Annotated in this window: 18 protein-coding genes, 3 rRNA genes and 1 riboswitch; of the genes, 18 read left to right on the top strand and 3 right to left on the bottom strand. The window is 44.8% G+C overall.

From position 1 onward, the window contains the following. Positions 1 to 112: 112 nt before the first annotated feature. Positions 113 to 769 (top strand): 5-bromo-4-chloroindolyl phosphate hydrolysis family protein, encoded by a 657-nt coding sequence (locus RCG19_RS06420; RefSeq protein WP_308110129.1) that lies wholly within the window; start codon positions 113 to 115, stop codon positions 767 to 769. Beyond that, on the top strand, positions 766 to 1,950 hold the full coding sequence (locus RCG19_RS06415) for a toxic anion resistance protein (RefSeq protein WP_308110127.1): 1,185 nt from the start codon (positions 766 to 768) through the stop codon (positions 1,948 to 1,950). Before RCG19_RS06420 ends, RCG19_RS06415 begins: the two co-directional genes overlap by 4 nt. 253 nt (positions 1,951 to 2,203) lie before the next feature. On the opposite strand, the gene RCG19_RS06410 is transcribed toward RCG19_RS06415, so the two are convergent. Next, positions 2,204 to 2,992 (bottom strand): M15 family metallopeptidase, encoded by a 789-nt coding sequence (locus tag RCG19_RS06410; RefSeq protein ID WP_308110126.1) that lies wholly within the window; start codon positions 2,990 to 2,992, stop codon positions 2,204 to 2,206. Positions 2,993 to 3,189: 197 nt separating this feature from the next. Then, a riboswitch (cyclic di-GMP riboswitch) is annotated at positions 3,190 to 3,275 on the top strand. A gap of 54 nt (positions 3,276 to 3,329) precedes the next feature. On the opposite strand from RCG19_RS06410, the gene RCG19_RS06405 reads away from it, so the two are divergent. Beyond that, the gene (locus tag RCG19_RS06405; RefSeq protein ID WP_166244498.1) at positions 3,330 to 3,494 is read left to right on the top strand and encodes a hypothetical protein; all 165 of its coding nucleotides are present in this window, start codon (positions 3,330 to 3,332) and stop codon (positions 3,492 to 3,494) included. Between the two features lie 248 nt (positions 3,495 to 3,742). Here the strand turns inward: RCG19_RS06405 and RCG19_RS06400 are convergent, their stop codons facing one another. Further along, on the bottom strand, positions 3,743 to 4,828 hold the full coding sequence (locus RCG19_RS06400) for a multicopper oxidase domain-containing protein (RefSeq protein ID WP_374049582.1): 1,086 nt from the start codon (positions 4,826 to 4,828) through the stop codon (positions 3,743 to 3,745). 177 nt (positions 4,829 to 5,005) lie between these two features. On the opposite strand from RCG19_RS06400, the gene RCG19_RS06395 reads away from it, so the two are divergent. The 7 genes from RCG19_RS06395 (at position 5,006) to RCG19_RS06365 (ending at position 13,075) form a co-directional block, all read left to right on the top strand. Then, positions 5,006 to 5,152, top strand: a complete 147-nt coding sequence (locus RCG19_RS06395; RefSeq protein WP_308110125.1) for a hypothetical protein — start codon at positions 5,006 to 5,008, stop codon at positions 5,150 to 5,152. Between the two features lie 470 nt (positions 5,153 to 5,622). Next, positions 5,623 to 7,686 carry a beta-N-acetylhexosaminidase gene (gene nagZ, locus RCG19_RS06390; RefSeq protein WP_308110124.1) on the top strand — a complete coding sequence of 688 codons (2,064 nt, stop codon included), beginning with the start codon at positions 5,623 to 5,625 and terminating at the stop codon, positions 7,684 to 7,686. A 314-nt stretch (positions 7,687 to 8,000) separates the two neighbouring features. After that, complete coding sequence (locus tag RCG19_RS06385) at positions 8,001 to 8,903, top strand: ABC transporter ATP-binding protein (RefSeq protein ID WP_308110123.1); 903 nt, start codon at positions 8,001 to 8,003, stop codon at positions 8,901 to 8,903. 1 nt (position 8,904) lies between these two features. Continuing rightward, a complete protein-coding gene (locus RCG19_RS06380; RefSeq protein WP_308110122.1) occupies positions 8,905 to 9,642 on the top strand; it encodes an ABC transporter permease in 738 nt (245 codons plus the stop codon). A gap of 6 nt (positions 9,643 to 9,648) precedes the next feature. Beyond that, complete coding sequence (locus RCG19_RS06375; RefSeq protein ID WP_308110120.1) at positions 9,649 to 10,761, top strand: sensor histidine kinase; 1,113 nt, start codon at positions 9,649 to 9,651, stop codon at positions 10,759 to 10,761. Positions 10,762 to 10,811: 50 nt separating this feature from the next. Beyond that, the gene (locus RCG19_RS06370) at positions 10,812 to 11,414 is read left to right on the top strand and encodes a response regulator transcription factor (protein WP_308110119.1); all 603 of its coding nucleotides are present in this window, start codon (positions 10,812 to 10,814) and stop codon (positions 11,412 to 11,414) included. A gap of 374 nt (positions 11,415 to 11,788) precedes the next feature. After that, the gene (locus RCG19_RS06365) at positions 11,789 to 13,075 is read left to right on the top strand and encodes a UDP-glucose dehydrogenase family protein (RefSeq protein ID WP_308110118.1); all 1,287 of its coding nucleotides are present in this window, start codon (positions 11,789 to 11,791) and stop codon (positions 13,073 to 13,075) included. 32 nt (positions 13,076 to 13,107) lie between these two features. Here RCG19_RS06365 and RCG19_RS06360 read toward each other — a convergent pair whose 3' ends face one another. Then, positions 13,108 to 13,725, bottom strand: coding sequence for a LysE family translocator (locus RCG19_RS06360; RefSeq protein WP_166244507.1), 618 nt, complete (start codon positions 13,723 to 13,725; stop codon positions 13,108 to 13,110). Between the two features lie 352 nt (positions 13,726 to 14,077). Between RCG19_RS06360 and RCG19_RS06355 the strand changes: the two genes are divergently transcribed. From RCG19_RS06355 to RCG19_RS06320, 8 genes are all read left to right on the top strand, one after another. After that, a 16S ribosomal RNA gene (locus RCG19_RS06355) occupies positions 14,078 to 15,627 on the top strand. 194 nt (positions 15,628 to 15,821) lie between these two features. Next, positions 15,822 to 18,758, top strand: a 23S ribosomal RNA gene (locus RCG19_RS06350). Positions 18,759 to 18,987: 229 nt separating this feature from the next. Beyond that, positions 18,988 to 19,104 (top strand): 5S ribosomal RNA (gene rrf / locus RCG19_RS06345). The 16S, 23S and 5S rRNA genes sit together here, the layout of an rRNA operon. Before the next feature lie 422 nt (positions 19,105 to 19,526). Beyond that, positions 19,527 to 24,152 (top strand): type VII secretion protein EssC, encoded by a 4,626-nt coding sequence (essC, locus tag RCG19_RS06340; RefSeq protein WP_308110117.1) that lies wholly within the window; start codon positions 19,527 to 19,529, stop codon positions 24,150 to 24,152. Continuing rightward, the gene (locus tag RCG19_RS06335; protein WP_308110116.1) at positions 24,145 to 24,396 is read left to right on the top strand and encodes a methyltransferase; all 252 of its coding nucleotides are present in this window, start codon (positions 24,145 to 24,147) and stop codon (positions 24,394 to 24,396) included. Before essC ends, RCG19_RS06335 begins: the two co-directional genes overlap by 8 nt. A 56-nt stretch (positions 24,397 to 24,452) precedes the next feature. Continuing rightward, positions 24,453 to 24,755 (top strand): WXG100 family type VII secretion target, encoded by a 303-nt coding sequence (locus RCG19_RS06330; RefSeq protein WP_166245125.1) that lies wholly within the window; start codon positions 24,453 to 24,455, stop codon positions 24,753 to 24,755. 38 nt (positions 24,756 to 24,793) lie between these two features. Continuing rightward, entirely contained in the window at positions 24,794 to 25,096 is a 303-nt protein-coding gene (locus RCG19_RS06325) for a pore-forming ESAT-6 family protein (RefSeq protein WP_166245127.1), read from the top strand. Positions 25,097 to 25,178: 82 nt separating this feature from the next. Next, complete coding sequence (locus RCG19_RS06320) at positions 25,179 to 26,444, top strand: FHA domain-containing protein (RefSeq protein ID WP_308110115.1); 1,266 nt, start codon at positions 25,179 to 25,181, stop codon at positions 26,442 to 26,444. The last annotated feature ends 41 nt before the right edge of the window (positions 26,445 to 26,485 follow it).

The following is a 26,485-nucleotide window of genomic DNA, read 5'->3' as shown; positions in this document are numbered from 1 at the left end:
AGTAACTGGAAATAACTTTCTTTTGATACGGATATTTTCAAAAGAAGTGAAACATTCACTTCCCTTCATTCGTATGAATAAAAAGGATTATTAAGTCAGGAGTCGATTTATTATGAACCCGATTTTGTCATTTCTGCTTCGCACATTTGTGGCTGTCCCGATAACCGTATGTACATGGCTAATTTGCTTTTTTCCTATTGGACTCACATTCTGGTCATCAACTGCTTTTGCAATCCTTGGAGGGGTTCTTACCCATCTGATCCTTTCGTTGTTCATGAACATCAGCTATTTAAAAAAGCATCAGCTTTCACGGAAAGAATACCGCTATATTAGGAAAAACTTAGCCGAAGCAAAACAGAAAATCAGGCGCTTAAATAAAAGTATTTTCAAGATCCGGGATATTTCATCTGTTAAACAAAGAATTGACATTCATAGAATCACAAAAAAAATACACAAGATGACAACAAAAGAACCGAAGCGTTTTTACAAGGCGGAGGAGTTTTATTTTTCCCATTTGGATTCAATTGTTGAACTAACAGAAAAATATACGTTCCTCTCCTCGCAACCGAAGCAGAATAGCGAGATAGGGCTGTCCCTTATTGAAACACGCAGAACATTAAATGAACTCTCAAGGGTGTTGGAAGAAGATTTATATCAGGTCATTTCGAATGATATCGATACCTTAAACTTTGAAATTGATGTCGCAAAGCATTCTATCAAGAAAAACAAAGATTCCAAATTCCCTGAAGAAAATAGGTGGCTAAAATGAGTGAAAACAATCCAATTGATCTTACTAAATCTGGAAGTTTATTAGATGATATTCTGGCCGATCCATTTGGTGATAAGCAAGAATTGACCCAAAATCCGGCACCGCAAACGCAAGCGAATGAAGTGAAACCGGTCAAGTTAATTGACGTCATACCAGAGGAGAATCGGGCGAAGGCCTATCAGCTGGCGGAACAAATCGATCCGGCCAACCATCAAGCGATGATTCTTTACGGCACCCAAGCACAAGGAAAGTTGCTTTCCTTTTCCCATGCCATGCTTGAGCATGTTCAGAAACAGGATGTAGGTGAAATTGGAGAAATCATTAGTGACTTAATGAAGAGGCTTGATGAGGTCAATCCGGATGAACTAAAGGATGGGAAGCCATCCTTATTTGCTCGTATGTTTGGAAAAATTTCCGGCACCCTTCAAGAAGTGCTATCCAAATACCAGAAAACAGGGGCGCAAATTGACCGGATTAGTGTGAAACTTGATCGCAGTAAAAATGTCCTTTTATCCGATATAAAATTGCTTGAACAGCTTTATGAAACGAATAAAGAATATTTTCATGCTCTGAATATTTATATCGCTGCCGGTGAAATCAAACTAGAAGAAATGCAAACCCAAACAATTCCGCAGTTAAAAATAGCAGCGGAGGCAGCCAATGACCAAATGAAATTTCAAGAGGTCAACGATATGATTCAGTTCGCTGACCGTTTAGATAAGCGTCTGCATGATTTGAAATTAAGCCGTGAAATCACGATTCAAAGTGCGCCGCAAATTCGCTTAATCCAAAACACAAACCAGGCGCTTGTGGAAAAAATCCAATCATCGATCATGACGGCGATTCCCCTATGGAAAAATCAGGTAGCGATTGCATTGACACTGATTCGCCAGCGTCATGCGGTGGAGGCGCAAAAGCAGGTGTCGAAAACCACCAATGAGCTTCTCTTGAAAAATGCTGAAATGCTAAAGACCAATACGATTGAAACGGCAAAAGAAAACGAGCGCGGTTTAGTGGATATTGAAACATTAAAGAAAACCCAGGAAAGCTTGATCACAACACTCGAAGAAACCATGCGAATCCAAGAAGAAGGCCGCCACAAGCGTCGTCTTGCCGAACAAGAACTAGCTAACATGGAAAACGACCTGCGTCTGAAATTACTTGAAATAAAAGGAAAATAACAAAAAGGGCCTTCACTCGCTGCATAGTACATGCTGCAAGTGGAGGCTCCTTTTTATGTAGGAAAGTTTAAATTTCTACTTCGAGAATTGTCTAGCTCCAGCACCCTAGCGGCTAGTGTCCTTCGCTCTCCGCCCTACGATAAGTCAACATCGAATCACCTCCGGCTCTTCGTGTTTCCTTTATCTCAGTTGGAGCGCTCCAGGCCATACGCCGCTGACCAGGGCGCTTGCGCCTTTCTGTCCACAAAGGGTGTCAGGCACCATTATTTACTGCCGCGGTATTGTAGTATTCTTCGAGTGTGATGCCGCGGTCCATGATTTTTTTGGCGATCGTTTTGCCGACGTAACGGAGGTGCCAGGGTTCGTATTGGTACCCGGTAATTTGCTCTTTTCCTTTTGGATAGCGGATGATGAATCCATAATCAGCGGCATGTTTCTGTAGCCAGTCCGCCTCGGGAGTTCCCTTGAAGCAATCCTCGGCCGCACATTTTCCATTGCCACCCGTTACATCAATGGCGAGGCCTGTTTCATGCTCGCTTGTACCAGGAACAGCACTATAGGTCATAGCAGCCTCGTACCCATCTACATTAACGTAGTGATTAAATAAGGAGGTTTGTTCACTATGGGAGCGGTATGCCGAGACACCCAGCAGGTTTATACCATCCTGTTTAGCCGCAGTAAATAACATTTCGATAGCAGTTGCGGCCTTAGCACGCATTTTCCGCTTTTCTAATTTCTCTGCAAAAATAAATTGGATATTGGGATCAACCAAATCACTGGGATTGTAATCATCAGGAAGCATATGATGCTTGTTGACAAGAACAGGGATCATTTCCGGCGTAGTAACAATCTGAACACCCGAATCTGTCTGCCTACCATCCTTATTTTTGTTAGACTCAGCTGTTGAAGAATGATCTGCGGGGACAGGCGGCAGATTTGCCTCACTACTATCCTTTTTCGCCGAATGATTTTTCCAGGAGCATCCTGATAAAGAAAGTGTAATCACAAGAAGACAAATATTGAATCTAGTTAATTTTGGCATGATAATCGTCCTTTTAAAAGAAAACTCACTTCATTATATATCATTGACACGATCTATGGCTTTAAAACAGCCTTAGGAAAAATAAACCAACCTGTCCCAGTTACATTCCTAAATTTACTAAATAGTTTGACTTATTAGGTCTATTGTCCCTTTACTTTTAAATGGCGACTGCTTATAGTTTTTATAAACACATAAATCGTACGAAACGGCAAAACCATTGAAAGATGGTGACGCAAAACTATTAGGGGCTAATGTTTAACGACGATGCTTGCCAGTTACCGAACACGACTAACTACTCCTGCGATTTATGTAAACCAACAATGGAGGAGGTTTTCATGTGTTGAAATTATTTATGCTGGGAAAATATTATTATCATCTATTCCAGCACCGTCACCATGAATTGCTGCAGCAAGATTGCCTGGATGATGCATTAAGAATGAAGTTAAAGGTGAAAGCGACGTATCATAATAGTAAAGCGTTTGAAATGGGGCTGAGAATGTAAGGGTCCCTATATGATTTGGCAACAAAAAAAGTGTTGGGTTCCTCACCCGGCACTTTCATTTTGTAAAAATGAAGATATTATTTCGACTCTGAGATTGGTCCAGCTTCAGCTCCCTAGCGGCTAATGTCCTTCGCTCTCCGCCCTACGATAAGTCAACATCGGTTCGCTCCGCTCACCGTGTTTCCTTTATCTCAGTTGGAGCGCTCCAGGCCTGTCGTGAGCTGATCAGGGCGCTTCCGCTTTTCTAATTAATGTGACATGACTTCGCTACCATCATCATGGCCATCTTTCGTGACTTTCAAGACGCCGTTGGCACCCTTTGTCGCATGGTTAAATTGGTGGGTAACAAATGGGTAACTGCCTTCCTTCGTGACAGTGAATTCAACCACTGCCCCGCCACTAGCTGGAAGCATTACTGTTTGCATGCCCTTCATATGGTTAAACGGATTACCATCCATATAGACATCATCAAACATGGTGCCGACCACATGGAAGCTTGACACTTCATTTGGACCAACGTTCATCACATAGAATCTCACTTTGTCGCCAACTTTCGCTAGCAGTGGTTTGTCAACAAGCGCGCCTACTGTTCCGTTTGTGTTAATATCCCCATCTTTTAAAGCCTTTGCTGAAAAAACAACATATTTAGGTGTTCCATTTGTAAAATCATCTAAATTATTGTATTTGTACCATTCATTTTGCACGATGACAAATTCACGATCGACTTCGGAATCGGTCGGATAGCCGGTAGTTGGTTTGACGATAATGGTCCCATGCATGCCGTTAGCAATGTGTGATAGCACTGGCTTTGTACCGCAATGATACATGAATACCCCTGGATTATCAGCAGGATAGCTGAAAGAACCGGTATGGTCTGGCATTACATTCGCAAAATCCTCAGATGGTGCAGCATGTACGGCGTGAAAGTCCATGCTGTGCGGAATGGATGGATCCATATTTTTTAAGGTAAAATTAATTTTATCGCCTTGGTTCACGACAATGACTGGCCCTGGGGCTTCGCCATTAAAGGTCCAGGCTTTATACATATCGCCTTTAGAAATTTCAATATCCGTGATTTGTGAGGTCATTTCGATATTGACTTCATGCTCGCCGATTCTATCTATTTTTATAGGTGTTGGTTTTTGATTTAGATGCTCATGGGGTGCAATAACAGTTGAAGATGCATTCTTATTCGTCTGTGCCTTCACATCTTTTTCAATTGAAAGTTCCGCCTTACCACAAGCACTTAACACTACGACAGATGAAACAATAATTGCTGCAAACTTCGTGATCTTACCCATTAATAATCTCCCCCAGTTACTCCTTTTTTTCATTCCTTACTACACCTTCATTTTAACTTCTCTAGTGATTGCTCTAGTGATTTAGGTCACTGAAAATGGGGTGGATAGTGAACAGTTTGTGAACGAGTGAGCAAGGCAATATTAACAACGTGTTAATGCTAAATAATGAAATCCCAGTTGGGTATTCTACTAGGAAAGGGAGGTTATTTTTTGAAAAATAGGGTCGACGGAACGAGCGAAGGATTGAATCAACTATTCGAGATTATTAACGCAAAAGGGGATGAAGGGGAATTAAAGGAGATTGTGGAAAAAGGAAGGTCTATCCCCGAAACAGAGGAGTCTGGTATTCCGGATTAGACAAGGGGAAAAGGGTGGACTTAGAATATGTTTCTAAGTCCTTTAGTGAGTTATCCTCAGAAATGGTAATAATTTGTGGACAAATCATCCAATAATGTAGATAACTTTTTGCAAATTGTGGATAAAAATACGAGCAATGTGGATAGATATCTCTATTTGTAGCAATCGCGGATAAGGAATAAAAACATGTTGATAAATTTGTGTATAACCTTAAATATTTGTTGATAACTGCTGTTTGAATGTGGATATTTCCTTAAAATCTGTGGGTAATACAAAATTAGTGGAAAAGATCAAAAATAATGCGAATGATCCTCGCCTTTATACCTAATAAAACAAGAAGAAAAGGCTTGTATAGGACATAGGTGGTATAGACGACTATACAGACTCCCATATATGATTAAATCAATATGTAAGCGCAATCATAGTTTTATACATAAATCAGCGCCTGCATCTATGGAGGAGGAGAAACGATGCGAAAATTTTTCAGGACGTGTATGACCTCATTTCTTGCATTTGCCCTATTGTTAACGGGGATTCCATTTGCAGGGGCTGCGGCGGCTTCGGGGATTAAGGACCTAGTGATTGACCTTAACGTTCCGCAAGTAACAAGGGATGTGAAAGACAACAAAATTCAAATAAATGCCCTTCATGTGTACGAAGATGGCCACTTTATGCTGGTATCTGAAAATCTGACTTGGAAATCTTCCAATAAGAATGTGGCCGCTGTCAAAGATGGCGAGGTTACCCTCTCAGGGTACAATGGCAAAACCTTCATCACTGTTAGTGATGGCAGCTTCACCGATCGGATGGCGATTCAATTCAAAGGTAATCAAGGAGAAATCCTCATGGAAAAAGAAAAGGGATCACGCTATGATCTGATCGGAGATGCCATCCAACAGATGACGATGGAAGAAAAGGTTGGACAAATGCTGATGCCGGATTTCCGTACTTGGAAGGGGCAAAATGTAACGGAAATGAATGCTGAAATTTCTGCGCTTGTTAAAAAGTATCATCTTGGCGGTGTCATTCTTTTTCGTGAAAACACCGTAACGGCTGCGCAAACAACGAAGCTCGTGTCGGCTTATCAGGATGCGGCAGAAAAATATGGCTTGTTAATTTCAGTTGACCAAGAGGGCGGGATTGTAACTCGCCTGCAGTTCGGAACCGATTTTCCTGGGAACATGGCGCTTGGCGCCTCAAGATCTGAAGAACTGGCTGAAAAAGTGGGCAAGGCGATTGGCGAGGAACTTAACGCGGTCGGGATTAATATGAACTTTGGACCTGTTCTCGATGTAAATAATAACCCCGATAATCCGGTGATTGGCGTTCGGTCATTTGGCGAGGATCCTGAGCTTGTTGCCAAGATGGGGAATGCCTATATTAAAGGTCTGCATGAAACGGGAACGGCTGCAACAGCCAAGCATTTTCCGGGTCATGGGGATACCGCAACGGATTCACATTTAGGTTTGCCAGAGGTTCCGCATGATATTGACCGCTTGAAAAAGGTAGAATTGTACCCTTTCCAACAGGCGATGGATGCCGGAATTGATGCAGTAATGTCGGCCCACGTTACTTTCCCGAAAATCGACAGCACGAAAGCTATTTCAAAAAAGGATGGCACGGAAATTGCTATTCCCGGGACCCTATCACACAAGGTGTTAACCGGTTTAATGCGTGAAGAGATGGGCTTTAAGGGTGTTATTGTGACCGATGCGATGAATATGCAAGCCATTGCCGACCATTTTGGTCCCGTCGATGCCGCGGTTCGTGCCGTAAAAGCGGGAACGGATATTGTGTTAATGCCGGTAGGACTTGAATCCGTGGCAAATGGTCTTTACGATGCCGTTAACTCCGGGGATATCCCAGAGGAAAGACTCGACCAATCGGTAGAACGGATCTTAACATTGAAATTAAATCGGGGAATTGTGAAGGCTGAAGTGGAAAAGAGCCTTGATGAAAAGGTTGTGAATGCCGAGAAAGTGGCGAGATCTGCGGAACATTTGCAGGTAGAAAAAGAAGCGGCGGCAAAATCGATTACGCTTGTGAAAAATAACGGCGCCCTTCCTTTAAAGGCTACCGCCGAGGATAAAATTGTTGTCGTCGGATCCAGCGCTTCGGTTATCACGGCCGAGGTCAAAAAGCACCATCCAAATGTTACCGTGATCGATACAGCAGCACCGCTTTCGGCTGCCAATTTAGCCATCGCCAAAACAGCAAAATATATCATAGTTGGGACAAATACCTCTACGGTAAGCGGCAGATTGCCCTCAGCCAATTTAATGAAGCTGGCCAATCAGGTGATGGAGCAGACGGACGCTGCCGTGATTGCAGTGGGGCTTCGTAATCCATACGACGTGATGGCGTACCCTAATGTAGATGCTTATTTGACCCAGTATGGCACGAAAGATGTAAGCTTTGAGGCTGCAGTGAACACGATCTTTGCTGTAAATCAGCCAACCGGCAAACTTCCAGTTACAATTTACAACCAGGACGGCAGCGTCTTATACGGATTTGGACATGGGTTAGGGTACTGATTTTAAAAAAAATACCGTATGAGAGACCTTCTGCATAGGAGGTCTCTTTTTAGGTTGTCGGGTCCTGCTGAAACATGTACTTCGCGGAATAAATGGCCAATTCGGCGGAATTCCGTCTAAGTTTGCCGGAATAAACACGAAAACCCGCGGAATAAACACGAAAACCCGCGGAATAAACGCCGCCCCTGTGAATCCAACCACCAATAGGTCAAAAGAATATGACATTTGTCACCTCGTTTTGGTGACAATCCTTACTAAAAATTACCTTCCGGACGTCATACAATGAAATCAAGTAATCAGGAGGTGTTCGAAAGATGAACGAAATTGTACACTTAACAAACGTGACAAAGTCATTTCAACATAAAATAGCGGTTAACGATGTATCATTCACCATTGGGAAAGGCGAAGTGGTGGCGATTCTTGGCCCGAATGGCGCCGGGAAAACAACCACCATTTCGATGATCTTGGGACTGCTCAACCCAACCGCAGGAGAGGTCAAACTATTTACCCACCAGCCGCAGGAGAAGCAGGTACGAGAAAAAATCGGCACGATGCTCCAGGAAGTCAGCGTCATGCCCGGCCTGAAAGTCCACGAAATCCTCCAACTAATAAGAAGCTATTATCCGCAGCCACTTGAGATGGCGGAACTCATCAACCTAACTGGTCTAACCGAACAGGATTTGAAAACACGCGCGGAAAAACTGTCAGGTGGTCAGAAACGCCGCTTAAGCTTCGCCCTTGCCCTCGCAGGTAACCCGGAACTCATTATTTTTGATGAACCGACGGTCGGCATGGATATTACATCAAGAAATCGCTTTTGGCAAACGATTCATCACCTTGCTGACCAAGGGAAAACGATTATTTTCTCCACGCATTATCTGCAGGAAGCGGATGATGCGGCGGATAGGATCTTACTTTTTAAAGACGGTTCCGTAGTCGCTGATGGAACACCGGCCGAAATCAAAGCGAGAATTTCGAAGCAATCGGTTTCCTTTATCGTTGACCCGGAGAAATCGCTGGAAAACTTATATCTCCACAGTGAAGTTGATAATATTTACCGAAAAAACAATCGTGTCTATGTCCAGTCGAATAATACAGACCGAGTCCTAGAGTCACTTTTTCAAGAAAAAATCGGTGCCCATGACATCCAAATCGAACGCGGCAAGCTTGAAGAGGCGTTTGAACAGTTAACAAGCGGCACGAAGGAGGCCATATAAAATGAAAACATTCCAAATGCAGTGCAAAGTCGAAATTCTCCGCGTCCTCAGGAATCGCTATTTTGTATTTTGGTCACTCGTAATGCCAATTCTCTTCTATTATATTTTTACAAACGTGGTCAACACCAATGCGCCAGACCAAGCCGAGTGGCAGGCGCATTACCTCATGTCGATGACCGTGTTCAGTGTCATGGGTTCGTCGATGATGACGCTCGGCATCCGGATGGTGCAGGAGCGCTCCCAAGGCTGGTCAACATTCATTCGTATCACGCCACTTTCTGATACGATCTACTTTGCGGCGCAAATGATTGGCCAAAGTGTGATCCATCTGCTTTCGATTACGATTATTTTTATCGCAGGGGCACTCATCAATGACGTGTCACTTACCGTCTTTGAATGGATCGCCAGCGGTTTGTGGATTTTGCTCGGCTCGCTGCCATTCCTCGCCATTGGCACCTTGATTGGCATGATGAAAAAAGTAGAAACGGCTGCCGGTATCAGCAACGTAATTTATATGGTACTCGCGGTTGCTGGCGGGCTGTGGATGCCGCTTGAGATTATGCCGAAAATCATGCAAACCATCGGAAAATGGCTGCCATCCTATAATTTCGGCAATGGCGCCTGGGAGATTATCCGCGGAAATATGCCCGATTGGAAAAATATTCTGATTTTAATCGCCTATTTAGCGGTATTCATGCTACTATCGAAGTATATGAGACGAAAGCAGGAAGCAGCGTGATGTAGGATGAAGTGGTCCGTTTTTCCGAAAAGATTTGGCTTGTTCCCGTATATCTTTCTCGTTTATATTGGTTTTCCGGCTGTTTATTTAACAAAAGAATCAGGGTTGAAGCAGCTCATTGGCTATGGAATGTTGCTGCTCTTCTTGGTAACCTATCGCCAGCTCTATTTTCTTATTGGAAAAAGAAACTTCACTTACTGGCTGGCCGTGCAAATGGCGATTATTTTTATCTTCAGTCTGTTTTACCACTTAAACTACATGTTTTTAGGCTTTTTCCCAGCGAACTTTATCGGCTGGTACCAGGATAAAACGGGATTTAGACGTGGACTCATCTGTTTGGTGGTAGCTGAAATTCTGCCGTTCATTGTCCATGTGATCCGAACGAAGACCTTTTTCACTCCGACAGAACTCATTTATTTCGTTCCGTTTTTACTTATTATGCTGATTTCTCCGTTTGGCATCCGTTCCATGAACCGCCGGATGGAGCTGGAAAAGGAGCTCGACCGGGCGAATCAAAAAATTGAAGAATTGGTCAAAAGAGAAGAACGTGTTCGGATTGCCCGTGATCTCCACGATACACTCGGCCATACGCTATCACTCCTCACGTTAAAAAGCCAGCTAGTCCAGCGATTGACCGCGACAGATCCAGAACGGGCCCGGCTTGAAGCAAAGGAAATGGAGGTCACTTCCCGTGCGGCACTCAAGCAGGTACGCGAACTTGTCACCGACATGCGCGCAGCCACCATCACGGAAGAACTGCTGCAAGTGCAGCAAATCTTGCGTGCTGCAGGAATTACCTATCATTACGATGGCGATAGTGATTTTTCCAGTGTTTCCCCGTTTACACAAAACATCATCGGGATGTGTATCCGTGAGGCGGCAACTAATGTCGTCAAACATAGCCAGGCCACCCATTGTTCGATTGCCATTAAGCACTTTTCTGGAAAAATGAACCTTATCATCCATGATGATGGGATGGGCTTACGGAATAATCATGTGTTTGGGAATGGTTTACGGGGAATGGAAGAGAGATTGGCACTCGTTGACGGCGGGCTGGTCCTGTCCAACCATAATGGGACAGTCTTGGAAATCAATGTACCAATTATTAAAAAGCAATAGCATTTGGATATCGCTTTTTCGTTCCAATTAATAAAGGAGGGGGCTGCAGTATGATTCGCCTGTTTATTGCGGAAGATCAGCGAATGCTGCTAGGGGCATTGGGGTCTTTGCTAGATTTAGAGATAGATATGAAGGTCATCGGCCAAGCGATGAACGGAGAAGAAGCGCTTGTGGCCATCACGGAACTGAAGCCGGATGTCTGCTTAATGGATATTGAAATGCCTGTTTTGAATGGTCTCGAGGTAGCGGAAGAGCTTGTACGTCGGGGGTCTCCGAGTAAGGTCATCATCTTAACCACCTTTGCCCGCCCTGGCTATTTTGAGCGTGCGGTAAAAATCGGTGTCCATGGGTACTTATTAAAGGATGGGGAAATCGACGAGCTCGCTGATGCAATCCGCAAGGTGATGGTGGGAAAACGAGTGTTCAGCCCGGAGTTGACCTTTGATGTGATTCGTGAGGAAAATCCGCTGACCCCGAAAGAACAAGAGATTTTGCGCCTTGCGGCTTTAGGGAAGACCACCAAAGAAATCACATCCGAACTCTATTTATCATCGGGTACTGTTCGCAACTACATCTCCGAAATCATCCACAAACTCGATGCCAAAAACCGAACTGAGGCCGCCAGTATCGCCGAGAAAAAAGGCTGGATCTAGCGGTGGAAAGAGTACCCTTCATGGGTGCCTTTTTTTGTGCCCGGCAAGCCCACATTTCTTGGTTAACGGTCACAAATAATGTTTATTGTGCCCATGAGGCCCAATTTATTCGGTTGCCGGTCACTAAAAACTTTTATTGTGCCCCCGGAGTCCCATTTATTTAGTCACCGGTCACAAATAATACCTAGTTAGTAAGAATTTGCTTTATTCGAATTACATCACAACGGGACAACTCCCCATTTATGCCCTTTTATGTTCGGTACCCTTCCACAAATTTCGTTTGTGAATAAATTAATACAAGCCATGTCAAAGATTCGTCAGTCTTTTCATACTGACACACGTCTTTATCGGAAATGAAGGGGGAATATTAAACTGTGAATATATTAATCGTTGGAACGGGATATGTCGGTACAACGACAGGTCTTGTATTTTGTGAAAAGGGTCACCATGTAACAGGGTTAGACCTTGATGAAAAGAAAATAAAAGCATTAAAAACTGGTAAACTCCATTTCTATGAGCCTTTTCTTGAGGGATTGTTAACTAAACATGTCACAAATGAAACAATCAAATTCACAAAAAAGGCCAAAAAGGCCATCAAAGAAAATGATGTTATTTTTATTTGTGTCGGAACACCGAAGGGGACGGACGGAAGTGCCGATCTCACCTATGTAAAAAATGTGGCTGAGTCCATCGGGAAACATATGAACCACTATAAAGTAATTGTCACAAAAAGCACGGTACCAGTGGGAACAGCAGAATTAGTAACGAACTGGATCAAGGAAAGTCAAGCTGAAGCCATTCCTTTTGATGTTGTCTCCAATCCCGAGTTTCTGAGAGAGGGTTCTGCACTCCAGGATGCCTTCAACCCCGATCGAATTGTCATTGGTACAACGAGTGAACCCGCAAGAAAAATAATGCGTGAATTGTATCAAGATTTCACGTGTCCAATTCTTGAGACCAACCCGAAAGCCTCCGAAATGATTAAGTATGCCGCGAATTCCTTCCTTGCGATGAAAATTTCCTATATCAACGAATTAGCGTGGGTTTGCGATAAACTCGGGATCAATATTAATGACGTTTCAACGGGGATGGGACTCGACAACCGGATTGGCCCGCAATTTTTAAAAGCAGGAATGGGCTATGGAGGTTCCTGTTTTCCAAAGGACGTCAATGCGCTCATCCAAATAGCGAAAGAAAATGAAACCACGCTAACAATCTTAGAGAAAGTAGTTGAAGTGAATGAAACTCAACCGCTTATCTTTGTTGAAAAAATAAAACAGGCCCTTGGCGGGGATTTAATCAATAAAACGATTGCCTTGCTCGGATTGTCGTTTAAAGCAAATACCGATGATACACGGGAATCGCCGAGTCTTACATTGATAAATAAATTAATAGAAGAACAAGCAATCATCAAGGCACATGATCCGATTGTAAAAATGGCATCGGTTTCCTCGTTCAACCAATTCCAAACAATAGAAGAAACAGTTACCGGCGCAGATGCACTCGTAATCTGCACAGACTGGGATGCGTATAAAAATGTTGATTGGGCAAGCCTGAAATCATTAATGGGACAGCCATATCTTTTCGATGGAAGAAATATCGTGAATAAAGGAGTAATAGAAAGTCTTGGATTCCATTATGCAGGGGTGGCCAATCATTAAGGAATAGAAAAAAGAGCATGCAGATGCTCTTTTTATTTTTGACTCTGAAACACTAACTGCAGCCCTAAACCAATATAGATGATGCCGACTACTTTGCCTTGCCAGCGTGCAAATCTACTATTCTTAGTAGAAAATAACTTATTTCCTATTGAACTTGTTAGGAAGGCTAGCATGGTCGTATACAAAATACTCATAAGAACAAACGTGAGTCCAAGAATTAATAGCTGATACACGACAGGAATTCCGTTGCTGCGGACAAATTGTGGTAAGAATGCTAGGAAAAAAAGCGCTGTTTTTGGATTTAGTAATTCAATGAGCAACGCTTGGCGGAACGATCCGGCAGGATTGCTCTTTTTTGTGACAGGTTTCTTCATATTCTTTGATTTTTCCAAAACAGATTTAATGCCAAGGAAAATAAGATAGGCAGCGCCTGCGTATTTAACGACCTCAAATGCGAGTGCCGACGTCATTAATATAGCCGAAAGTCCTAGTACAGCAGCAATGGTATGGAGTAAGTCGCCAACGGCAATGCCAACACCAGTGATGACCCCGGCTTTCCTTCCGCCTTGAGCTGTTTGCGAAACCGTTAATAAAACAGCTGGTCCCGGAATTAGGAATAACACCATAACTACGAAAATAAATGATAGCAAACCCTTGCCTCCATTCGATTTTAATTTTCTGAATATTTATCGATCATTATAACATAGGCGCATTTATGTTAAGAAATAAATCTGCACCAAATTTTATTTGAAAATAAATATAAAAAAGCATTGACCAATCTATTAATCTCCTGTAATATATGAAAAGTCGTCAGCAAGACGATAAGCTGTTTTAAAAAAGTTGTTGACATTAACAACTTGAAATGATATAGTAATAAAGTTGCTTCAAACGAAGTAACAAATTGTCCTTTGAAAACTAAACAAACAAAAACGTCAACAAACAATATTTTTTAGTTTCAATATAGATGAAACTAAGCCAACGTAACAAATGAGCTAATCAACTTTCTTGGAGAGTTTGATCCTGGCTCAGGACGAACGCTGGCGGCGTGCCTAATACATGCAAGTCGAGCGAATCTTTGGGAGCTTGCTCCCTAGGGTGAGCGGCGGACGGGTGAGTAACACGTGGGCAACCTGCCTGTAAGACTGGGATAACACCGGGAAACCGGTGCTAATACCGGATAATCCATTTCCTCTCATGAGGAAATGCTGAAAGACGGTTTCGGCTGTCACTTACAGATGGGCCCGCGGCGCATTAGCTAGTTGGTGAGGTAACGGCTCACCAAGGCGACGATGCGTAGCCGACCTGAGAGGGTGATCGGCCACACTGGGACTGAGACACGGCCCAGACTCCTACGGGAGGCAGCAGTAGGGAATCTTCCACAATGGACGAAAGTCTGATGGAGCAACGCCGCGTGAGCGATGAAGGCCTTCGGGTCGTAAAGCTCTGTTGTTAGGGAAGAACAAGTACCGGAGTAACTGCCGGTACCTTGACGGTACCTAACCAGAAAGCCACGGCTAACTACGTGCCAGCAGCCGCGGTAATACGTAGGTGGCAAGCGTTGTCCGGAATTATTGGGCGTAAAGCGCGCGCAGGCGGTCCTTTAAGTCTGATGTGAAAGCCCACGGCTCAACCGTGGAGGGTCATTGGAAACTGGGGGACTTGAGTGCAGAAGAGGAAAGCGGAATTCCACGTGTAGCGGTGAAATGCGTAGAGATGTGGAGGAACACCAGTGGCGAAGGCGGCTTTCTGGTCTGTAACTGACGCTGAGGCGCGAAAGCGTGGGGAGCAAACAGGATTAGATACCCTGGTAGTCCACGCCGTAAACGATGAGTGCTAAGTGTTAGGGGGTTTCCGCCCCTTAGTGCTGCAGCTAACGCATTAAGCACTCCGCCTGGGGAGTACGGCCGCAAGGCTGAAACTCAAAGGAATTGACGGGGGCCCGCACAAGCGGTGGAGCATGTGGTTTAATTCGAAGCAACGCGAAGAACCTTACCAGGTCTTGACATCCTCTGACACTCCTAGAGATAGGACGTTCCCCTTCGGGGGACAGAGTGACAGGTGGTGCATGGTTGTCGTCAGCTCGTGTCGTGAGATGTTGGGTTAAGTCCCGCAACGAGCGCAACCCTTGATCTTAGTTGCCAGCATTCAGTTGGGCACTCTAAGGTGACTGCCGGTGACAAACCGGAGGAAGGTGGGGATGACGTCAAATCATCATGCCCCTTATGACCTGGGCTACACACGTGCTACAATGGATGGTACAAAGGGCTGCAAGACCGCGAGGTTTAGCCAATCCCATAAAACCATTCTCAGTTCGGATTGTAGGCTGCAACTCGCCTACATGAAGCCGGAATCGCTAGTAATCGCGGATCAGCATGCCGCGGTGAATACGTTCCCGGGCCTTGTACACACCGCCCGTCACACCACGAGAGTTTGTAACACCCGAAGTCGGTGGGGTAACCGTAAGGAGCCAGCCGCCTAAGGTGGGACAGATGATTGGGGTGAAGTCGTAACAAGGTAGCCGTATCGGAAGGTGCGGCTGGATCACCTCCTTTCTAAGGATAATTCAGTCCTTTGGACTGATCATAAGGTTGACGTTTCTTGTTTGTTTAGTTTTGAGAGTGCAATTCTCTCAAAGCTTTTTTAATCGTTCTTTGAAAACTAGATAATCGTAAGAAGAAGCAAAGTAAACATCGAGTAATCGCCATTTTAGTTTTTCTCTCTATTTAATAGAGAAACAAACCTTTTAGGTTAAGTTAGAAAGGGCGCACGGTGAATGCCTTGGCACTAGGAGCCGATGAAGGACGGGACTAACACCGATATGCTTCGGGGAGCTGTAAGTAAGCTTTGATCCGGAGATTTCCGAATGGGGGAACCCACTGTTCGTAATGGAACAGTATCTTTACCTGAATACATAGGGTATAGAAGGCATACCCGGGGAACTGAAACATCTAAGTACCCGGAGGAAGAGAAAGCAAACGCGATTCCCTGAGTAGCGGCGAGCGAAACGGGACATAGCCCAAACCAAGAGGCTTGCCTCTTGGGGTTGTAGGACACTCAACATGGAGTTACAAAGGAACGGGGTAAATGAAGCGACCTGGAAAGGTCAGCCAGAGAAGGTAAAAGCCCTGTAGTTGAAACTTCGTTCCCTCCTGAGTGGATCCTGAGTACGGCCGGACACGAGAAATCCGGTCGGAAGCAGGGAGGACCATCTCCCAAGGCTAAATACTCCCTAGTGACCGATAGTGAACCAGTACCGTGAGGGAAAGGTGAAAAGCACCCCGGAAGGGGAGTGAAATAGTTCCTGAAACCGTGTGCCTACAAGTAGTCAGAGCCCGTTTATGGGTGATGGCGTGCCTTTTGTAGAATGAACCGGCGAGTTACGATTACATGCAAGGTTAAGTTGAAGAGACGGAGCCGCAGCGAAAGCGAGTCTGAATAGGGCGAATTTAGTATGTAGTCGTAGACCCGAAACCAGGTGATCTACCCATGTCCAGGGTGAAGTCCAGGTAACACTGGATGGAGGCCCGAACCCACGCACGTTGAAAAGTGCGGGGATGAGGTGTGGGTAGCGGAGAAATTCCAATCGAACTTGGAGATAGCTGGTTCTCTCCGAAATAGCTTTAGGGCTAGCCTCACGTAGTAAGAGTCTTGGAGGTAGAGCACTGTTTGGACTAGGGGCCCTCATCGGGTTACCGAATTCAGACAAACTCCGAATGCCAAAGACTTATCCGTGGGAGTCAGACTGCGAGTGATAAGATCCGTAGTCAAAAGGGAAACAGCCCAGACCACCAGCTAAGGTCCCAAAGTATACGTTAAGTGGAAAAGGATGTGGAGTTGCCTAGACAACCAGGATGTTGGCTTAGAAGCAGCCACCATTTAAAGAGTGCGTAATAGCTCACTGGTCGAGTGACTCTGCGCCGAAAATGTACCGGGGCTAAACGTATCACCGAAGCTGTGGATTGACACCGTTGGTGTCAGTGGTAGGAGAGCGTTCTAAGGGCGTTGAAGCTAGACCGTAAGGACTGGTGGAGCGCTTAGAAGTGAGAATGCCGGTATGAGTAGCGAAAGATGAGTGAGAATCTCATCCACCGAATGCCTAAGGTTTCCTGAGGAAGGCTCGTCCGCTCAGGGTTAGTCGGGACCTAAGCCGAGGCCGAAAGGCGTAGGCGATGGACAACAGGTTGATATTCCTGTACCACCTCTTTATCGTTTGAGTGATGGGGGGACGCAGGAGGATAGGGTAAGCGCACTGTTGGATATGTGCGTGTAAGCAGTTAGAGCGAGAAGTAGGAAAATCCGCTTCTCACAACGCTTGAGCTGTGATGCCGAGGGAAATATAGTACCGAAGTTCCTGATTCCACACTGCCAAGAAAAGCCTCTAGCGAGATAAAAGGTGCCCGTACCGCAAACCGACACAGGTAGGCGAGGAGAGAATCCTAAGGTGAGCGAGAGAACTCTCGTTAAGGAACTCGGCAAAATGACCCCGTAACTTCGGGAGAAGGGGTGCTCTTTAGGGTTCATAGCCCTGAAGAGCCGCAGTGAATAGGCCCAGGCGACTGTTTAGCAAAAACACAGGTCTCTGCGAAGCCGCAAGGCGAAGTATAGGGGCTGACGCCTGCCCGGTGCTGGAAGGTTAAGAGGAGGGGTTAGCTCACGCGAAGCTCTGAATCGAAGCCCCAGTAAACGGCGGCCGTAACTATAACGGTCCTAAGGTAGCGAAATTCCTTGTCGGGTAAGTTCCGACCCGCACGAAAGGCGTAACGATCTGGGCACTGTCTCAACGAGAGACTCGGTGAAATTATAGTACCTGTGAAGATGCAGGTTACCCGCGACAGGACGGAAAGACCCCGTGGAGCTTTACTGTAGCCTGATATTGAATTTTGGTACAGCTTGTACAGGATAGGTAGGAGCCTGAGAAACCGGAGCGCTAGCTTCGGTGGAGGCGTCGGTGGGATACTACCCTGGCTGTATTGAAATTCTAACCCGCACCCCTTATCGGGGTGGGAGACAGTGTCAGGTGGGCAGTTTGACTGGGGCGGTCGCCTCCTAAAGAGTAACGGAGGCGCCCAAAGGTTCCCTCAGAATGGTTGGAAATCATTCGTAGAGTGTAAAGGCACAAGGGAGCTTGACTGCGAGACCTACAAGTCGAGCAGGGACGAAAGTCGGGCTTAGTGATCCGGTGGTTCCGCATGGAAGGGCCATCGCTCAACGGATAAAAGCTACCCCGGGGATAACAGGCTTATCTCCCCCAAGAGTCCACATCGACGGGGAGGTTTGGCACCTCGATGTCGGCTCATCGCATCCTGGGGCTGTAGTCGGTCCCAAGGGTTGGGCTGTTCGCCCATTAAAGCGGTACGCGAGCTGGGTTCAGAACGTCGTGAGACAGTTCGGTCCCTATCCGTCGTGGGCGCAGGAAATTTGAGAGGAGCTGTCCTTAGTACGAGAGGACCGGGATGGACGCACCGCTGGTGTACCAGTTGTTCTGCCAAGGGCATCGCTGGGTAGCTATGTGCGGACGGGATAAGTGCTGAAAGCATCTAAGCATGAAGCCCCCCTCAAGATGAGATTTCCCATAGCTCTAAGCTAGTAAGAACCCTGAAAGATGATCAGGTTGATAGGTCAGAGGTGGAAGCGTGGCGACACGTGGAGCTGACTGATACTAATCGTTCGAGGACTTAACCAAATAGAAAAGCGGAAGCGGCCGGTTAGCAACGTATGGCCTGGAGGGCTTTGACTGAGATAAAGGAAACACGAAGAGCGTTAGCGATTCGATGTTGACTTATCGTAGGGAAAAGACCGAAGGACACTAGTTGCTGGACGCTGGAGCTAGACAAATTATAAAAGCGAACTTGATTTTACAAACTTCTTCTGCATTATCTAGTTTTGAGGGAATGATACCTCAGAAAAAATAGTCTGGTAACAATGGCGAGAAGGTCACACCCGTTCCCATACCGAACACGGAAGTTAAGCTTCTCAGCGCCGATGGTAGTTGGGGCATGCGCCCCTGTGAGAGTAGGACGTTGCCAGGCACGAAGAAGGACAGCTGATCCAGCTGTTCTTTTTTGTGTTTTTTTCCATTAAGGAGAAGATTCCGCTAACCTTGCACTTTATTCCGCCAAACCTCTAAGGAATTCTGCCAACCTTCACGATTACCATCAAAACTTTTTAAAACCGCCAACCTATCCAATCGCCAACCAATGGTTGAGAAAAATGAAGTAAGATTGATAGAATACAATCCATATAAAGATACCCTTCAAAATGGTTCCATCGACCCACTAGTAAAGGAAATTCGCCCTATTAAGAAAATGGTATGATAAAGAAGTAAAATTTTTACAAGGAGCACATAATTGGGATCATAGCTCACGTAAGATACCTAGGAATAGTCACTATTAAACGAAAAATAAATAATGGATAACCTGAGATTTTTGCAAGAATTAGGGAGAGATTTACATTGATTTTAACGTTATTTGACCGCCAAAGGGCATTTACCTTTGTTCTGCCGGAGCGAGTCACCGGACGGTATGTACTGACAACAGAGAACCATGATGGTGTAAAAAGAGAAATGATGGCGATTGAGGCTGAGGAGGGACAATGGTTTTTAAAGTCTAATAAATCTGCCCAATTACATAATGCTGAAGGTCAAAAAGTCAGTAAGCAGCACATTGAACCATTTAGTACCTACACGATTAAACGAGAAGATGATACGCCCTCGCTGTTATATATCGAGCCTGCGGATCCGGACCAAAACATCTATACAAAGCACTACACCACCACAACTAAAGTAAAAATTGGCCGCTCGAAGGACAGTCAGATTTGTTTTGCCAATAAGTTAGTATCAAGCTCGCATTGTGAGATTGACTATAGGACAAGTGGCGGTGCAGTCATTCGTGACCTGCAAAGTTCGAATGGTACTTATGTGAACGGGGAAAGAGTGACGGAGCACACGTTAGAAATTGGCGATGTTATCTACATAATGGGTTTAAAAATTATTTTTAATGGAAAATTGTTGTCGTTAAACAATCCGCACCAGCTCGTGTTTCTTGAACGGAATGCGTTTCAGCCGCTAAAGGTTGAACAGCCTCTCCCTGAAAATGAAGAGGAGCTTGAAGAGTTTCTACAAGAAGACGAGACAACCGATCTTTTTTTCCGTTCTCCTCGTTTCAAAAGGGACATTACCACACCCGAGATTAAAATTGATCCTCCGCCGCAGCCGGTGAACCAGGAAGAAACCCCTTTAATGCTGCTATTAGGCCCATCGCTTACAATGGGGATGGCCTCACTCTTTATGGGTCTGTTTACCCTGCAAAATGTACTGTCCACGAATGGAGATATCATGATGGCGATGCCGACATTGGTGATGTCCTTTAGTATGCTGGTCGGAACGATTCTTTGGCCGATTTTACAAAAAAGGCATGAGAAAAAGTCCCGGACCAAGCAGGAAAACATAAGACTGGAGAAATATCGTGCCTACCTGGTGGAAATGGCAGCAGTCATTGAGGAAGAAAAGAAACGGCAAAGTGAGATTTTGCATGAGAACCATGTCCCCATTGGCCATTGTGTTGCACGGATTCAGGCACGGCAGCGGAACTTGTGGGAACGGTCGCTAGGCCAGGATGATTTTTTAAAGCTGCGTTTGGGTCTTGGAAATTTGCCCTTGAATGCTGATATCAAATTTCCGGAAAAACGGTTTAGCGTCGCGGATGATGAGCTGCAAGGGGAGCTGCAAAAACTTGCGTCAGCCCCTAAGTTCTTAAAGGATGTCCCTGTAACGATTTCCCTCCTTGAAGAGAAGATAAGCGGGATTATTGGCGGCAGGGATAAGGTGAAGAAGTTTGTGGAGGGCTTGATTTTTCAATTAACGTCCTTACATAGCTATGATGAATTAAAGCTGGTGTTTGTATACGACGGACATGAGCAGGATAGGTGGGGATTTGTCAAATGGCTGCCGCATGTGTGGGATGATGCGAAAAGTATCCGCTACATTGCTACAAACGCCAATGAATTGAAGGAATTGTCAGCTGTTCTTGAAAAAGAAATGGCCCAGCGTCAGGCCATGGCAGACGATGAATTAGCAAATGGTACACAGCATTATGTCATTTTTTCAATGGATCAGGATTTGGCGGCAAAGGCGGAAATGTTTACGATGTTATTACGTTCGAAAAAGAACATCGGCTTCAGCTTGGTTGCCCTTTATGATGAATTGAAAAATTTGCCGAAGGAATGTTCAGCTGTCATTGAATTGGACGATGAAATGGCAAAGGTGTTTGATAAGGATGATATTACCGGTCAGTTTACTGGATTTTGTCCCGATATTCATTTACAGGATGAAACTGAGAAACTTGCGATTCAACTAAGCAACATCAGCCTAGCTTCGTTAAATAAGGCTTATTCACTGCCGGAAATGCTTACTTTTTTAGAGATGTTTGGGGTTAGTAAAATTGAGCATCTCAATGTGCTGACAAAATGGAAGGAAAATGATCCGGTGAAGACGCTGGAAACACCAATCGGGGTGGATCAGGCGGGTGAATTATGTAAGCTTGACCTCCATGAAAAATTCCACGGTCCACACGGCCTCATTGCCGGGATGACCGGGTCGGGGAAAAGTGAATTTATCATGACATTTATTTTGTCACTTGCGGTGAACTATCATCCTAATGAAGTGGCATTTATTTTAATCGACTATAAAGGCGGGGGCATGGCGAATGCGTTCGTGAATCTGCCGCATCTTGCCGGGACAATAACCAACCTCGACGGAGCAGCTGTCAAACGCTCGCTGATTTCGATACAAAGTGAGCTGAAGCGGCGCCAGGCTATTTTTAGCGAAACAAGCAAACGGGTCAATGAAAGCAATATTGATATTTATAAATATCAGAAGCTCTACCGCGAGGGCAGGGTCACTGAGCCGCTGCAGCATTTGTTTATTATTTCCGATGAATTTGCCGAGTTGAAGACCCAGCAGCCGGAATTCATGGATCAGCTTGTCAGTGCGGCAAGGATTGGCCGGAGCTTGGGGATTCACCTGATTTTGGCGACACAGAAGCCGTCTGGGGTTGTCGATGATCAAATATGGAGTAACAGTAAATTTAGAATCAGCTTGAAGGTACAGGAGAAAGCGGACAGTATGGAGGTCATCAAGCGACCGGACGCAGCGGAATTATCGGCAACAGGCCGATTCTATCTGCAGGTGGGCTTTAATGAAGTGTTTATGCTTGGGCAGTCAGCCTGGGGCGGGGCACCCTATTATCCTGCGGAAAAAATGGAGAAACATGTCGATGACAGCATCGTGGTCATTGACCATCTGGGTCGTGTCCTTAAGAGTGCCCGAATGGACAAACGCAAGACACAAGTGAAGAATCCCCCAAAGCAATTGGATGAAATCACGAACTATCTGGCTCATTTGGCTTCCCAAGAAGAGATTCAGGTAAAACAGCTCTGGCTTGAACCGATTCCGAGCGAGATTTTCCTTGGACAATTGCATGAGAAATATCGCGTAACAGTGGAACGAAGCCATCTGTTACATCCGGTAATCGGCGAATACGATGACCCGGCCACTCAAAGCCAGCACATTCTAAGACTGCCAATCACAACGGAAGGCAACACCGTCCTATATGGTGTCGCAGGCAGCGGTAAAACCACTTTCTTGGCAACGATGATTTATTCACTCATGGAGGAGCATACACCGGAGGAGGTTAACCTCTATCTCTTGGATTTCAGCAGTGAAACCTTAAGCTGGTTCAGCGAAGCACCGCATGTCGGTGATGTCGTTCTCTCCTATGAAAGTGAGAAAATCACGAATTTGTTTAGAATGGTAACAACTGAAATTGAACGTAGGAAAAAATGCTTCGCGAAATATGGCGGTGATTTTGGTACCTATAATCGCTTGGCGAATCAGCCGCTCGCTTCGATTGTTGTCGTCATTCATAATTACGCTGCTTTTTCCGAGATGTATGAGGACTATGAAGAATCAATCTCTTTCTTGACACGGGAAGGGCTTAAATACGGGATCTACTTTGTTGTTACCGCGGCTAATACAGGGGCCATCCGCTATCGTCTGCTGCAAAACTTCAAGCAACTGTTTGTCCTGCAATTAAACGATACAACGGAATACTCAGGTGTATTGGGAAGCGTCGATGGAGTCTATCCATCGAAACATAAAGGCCGAGGGATTTTTAAAACGGACGGTGTCTATGAATTCCAGACCGCGCTTATTACCGATGTAACAACGGATATGTACCGGTTTATGACGAATTATTGCGTGGAACAAAACAAGAAGTGGCAGAAAGCAAGAGCAAGAAGAATTCCGATTCTGCCGGAAAAAGTCGACCGAGATTATCTTGCGGCGGGTGAATTTCAATCGAAGCAGCCGGGGACTATTCCAGTAGCGGTTGAGAAAAACGCACTGGCAATTTCATATTTTGACTTTACCGAATCCTTTGTGAATCTTGTGCTTACAGGTACTAACGATGAGGAATGCACGGACTTTATTCAAGGTTCTGCTGAGATGCTCGCAGCAAGCGGCGGAAGCGAAGTCATTGCCATTGACCCGCACAATAGCTTCCATAGGGATGCAAACCGCAGCTATCGCTATGTGACAGGGGGTCAAGCAATCGAAGAGACGGTTGTCTATCTATTCAATACACTTGTCTACCGTAATAACACAACAAAGGATGCGCTGGCAGAAGGCGTGATGCCACCTGTGTTTGCACCGATTTTCTGTGTGGTGGATTCGTTCATCGATATGAATAATGCCTTATCCGCAGATGGCAAGGATAAGCTTGCGGTCTTTTTAGATAAAGGCAGTTCGCTCGCTGTTCACCTGATTATCGGCGATCAGGCCGACCGCATCAACACGATTTCGTATGAAAGCTGGTTTAAAAACCATGTATCGCAATGTGATGGCATTTGGGTCGGCGGCGGTATAACGGATCAATTTGTCTTAAAGACGAATAAGACGACAAGCGATATGTATCAGGAAATGCCAGCTGGCTTTGGGTACGTCATTAAGAAAGGAAAGCCGGTATTAGTGAAGCTGCTGTCTTCAGCGGCAGTGAATGAGGAGGAGGTAGTGTATGGATAAGGTGTTAGTGGAAGTGTTTATCCCCGCTGCCAGTCAGACATTTGATATCTTCCTCCCACGGAAAAGCAAGCTTCACGAAGTGGTTCTTTTAGTAGCGAATACCATGACAGAGCTGTCGCAAGGGTATTTTATCGGCACCGAACATACTTTACTTTGCAGCAGAAAGACAGGGGAAATCTATGACATCAATACCACTGTAGAAGAACTTGGCATCAAGAACGGCACGAAACTGATGCTGCTGTAAGGCAAACCATTAGTGGAAATCACCAATATGAAAAAATTTGAAAGGGGGTGTTCAGAATGGCTAGATCGATAATGGTAGATCCAGCAAAGCTTGAAAAAGCGGCAACAAGTATTGATCAACAAGCGGCTGATTATGAAAGACTCTATAAATCTTTGTTTTCGGAGGTTGAAGCAATGGGTGCTGCCTGGCAAGGGGCAGATAATCTTGCCTATGTGAATCAAATTAAAGGCTTTACCGATGATTTCACGAAAATGAAAGCAAAAATGGATGAGTTCTCTCATTTCCTTAAAACATCTGCAAAAACGTATCGTGATACACAAAACGAAGTCATTAGCGGTGCGAAGCGACTTTCGAACTAATCTTTTCTTCAAATGATAAAAATCAGGGGGTGGAACGCATGACAATTGAAGGAGTTAAGATCTCGCTTGGCGAAGTCAGTAAAACGGCCAGCCAAATCAGGAATTTAAACAATAACTTATATGTCAGATTACAAGATATTAAGAAAGAAATGAATGCACTATCGCAAACTTGGAATAGTGATGCGTCCAATACGATTCGCGCTAATTTCAATGCATTCTCCGCACGTTTTGATAACTATCGAGATGTGGTTGAGAGTTATGCCAAGTTTTTGGATGGAACGGTTACCAATTACGATGCGACAGAAGCAGCGATTAATAATAATGCCAGTCAATTTAAGTAATCGTTATAACATGGAGGGAGAGGTGCCAAAATGTGCCCCCTTCCATGTTAGTTCGAATTTTTAAAAAAGGGGTCGGACAGCCTTGATCAAACAAATTGATTTTAATTTGGAGAATTGCCGGGAATATTTATTTTATCAGGTGAGCAGCGATGAGGAAGTAGCAAAGAATGAAATTGGCCTATTGGAAAATAGTCAAGTATTCGGTTTGTTGTCAATGGTTGTGATCGAAAAAAAGAAAGAAATTTCCTTTCGGTATGATTTGTCTTCATGGGAACATATTAAACCATTATTCTATAAAGGTTTCTCGAAGGAACGGTTATACAAGTTTCTATTACATATAGTAGAAACCCTGCTTCATTCAAAAAAAATTGGCTTGCGGCTCGGCAATATTGTGGCCGATAAAAGGCATATTTATATTGATCCGTTATCTGGCAGACCGTTATTTTTTTACTTGCCGATTAAAGAAAATCGCTATGAAACCGGCACTGTAAGGGAGTTTTTAATAAGTTTACTAGGGATGGCACCGTATGATGAGGAAGATGATTTGAGTTTCTTTATTAAAATTCATAATTATCTTGTTCGGGCGGAAGAGGAGATTGATTTGCTCCATTTTAAGGGAATGATTGAAGAGCTGGGTAAAGATTTGGTGGAATCATTACCGATGCATAATATTACGGAAGTGGTTAGAAGAAAGGATTTTACTGCAAAACCAGCCAGAAAGAGTATTGGTTTTTACAGTCCAGGCAATGCTGAACTTCTTCTTGAAGATCAAAACAAGGTCACAGCCTCCAAGAAAAAGAGTGTGAAAGGGAATCAGCAAAAAGGCCCTAAGCTTGAAATTGAGGAAGAAATTCAGTACAAACGGGTAACGAGAACAGAGCTTGGAGAGTACAAAGCTGCCGGTTTTGAAGCGGCGGCCGCGATCGTCGGGACACAAATACATATTGTGCCTGGTAGTGGAAAAGGAATGGGGGCTGAATCGGGTCTTCAGGATGAAGGGACAACCGTTTTAGGCGTAACGGATGTGGGAACTACCACACTTGGGGAAGAGGCCTCGATGCCGTTTCTACTTACCCTTACCACTCAAGAGAAAATCACGATTGCGAAAGACGTATTTAAACTTGGACGTGATCCAAAGAATGCCGATTATCAGTCAAGCAATAAAGCGGTGGGCCGTATCCACGCCCATATCCTAACGGAAAATGGTGAATACTTTTTAAAGGACAACCGCTCCACCAATGGGAGCTTTGTCAACGATATTAAGCTTGCCAAGAGTGAAAAGGTAAAAATCAAGCATGAGGACCGAATAACACTAGCAAATGAAGAGTTTGTTTTTAAGTTATTTTAATACGTTTTTTTCTGTAAAATAGAGACCCTTTTCGATTCGCT

The organism is Neobacillus sp. OS1-2, from assembly GCF_030915505.1.
Classification (GTDB): Bacteria; Bacillota; Bacilli; order Bacillales; family Cytobacillaceae; genus Neobacillus.
This window is presented reverse-complemented; position numbering and strand designations above follow the sequence as displayed.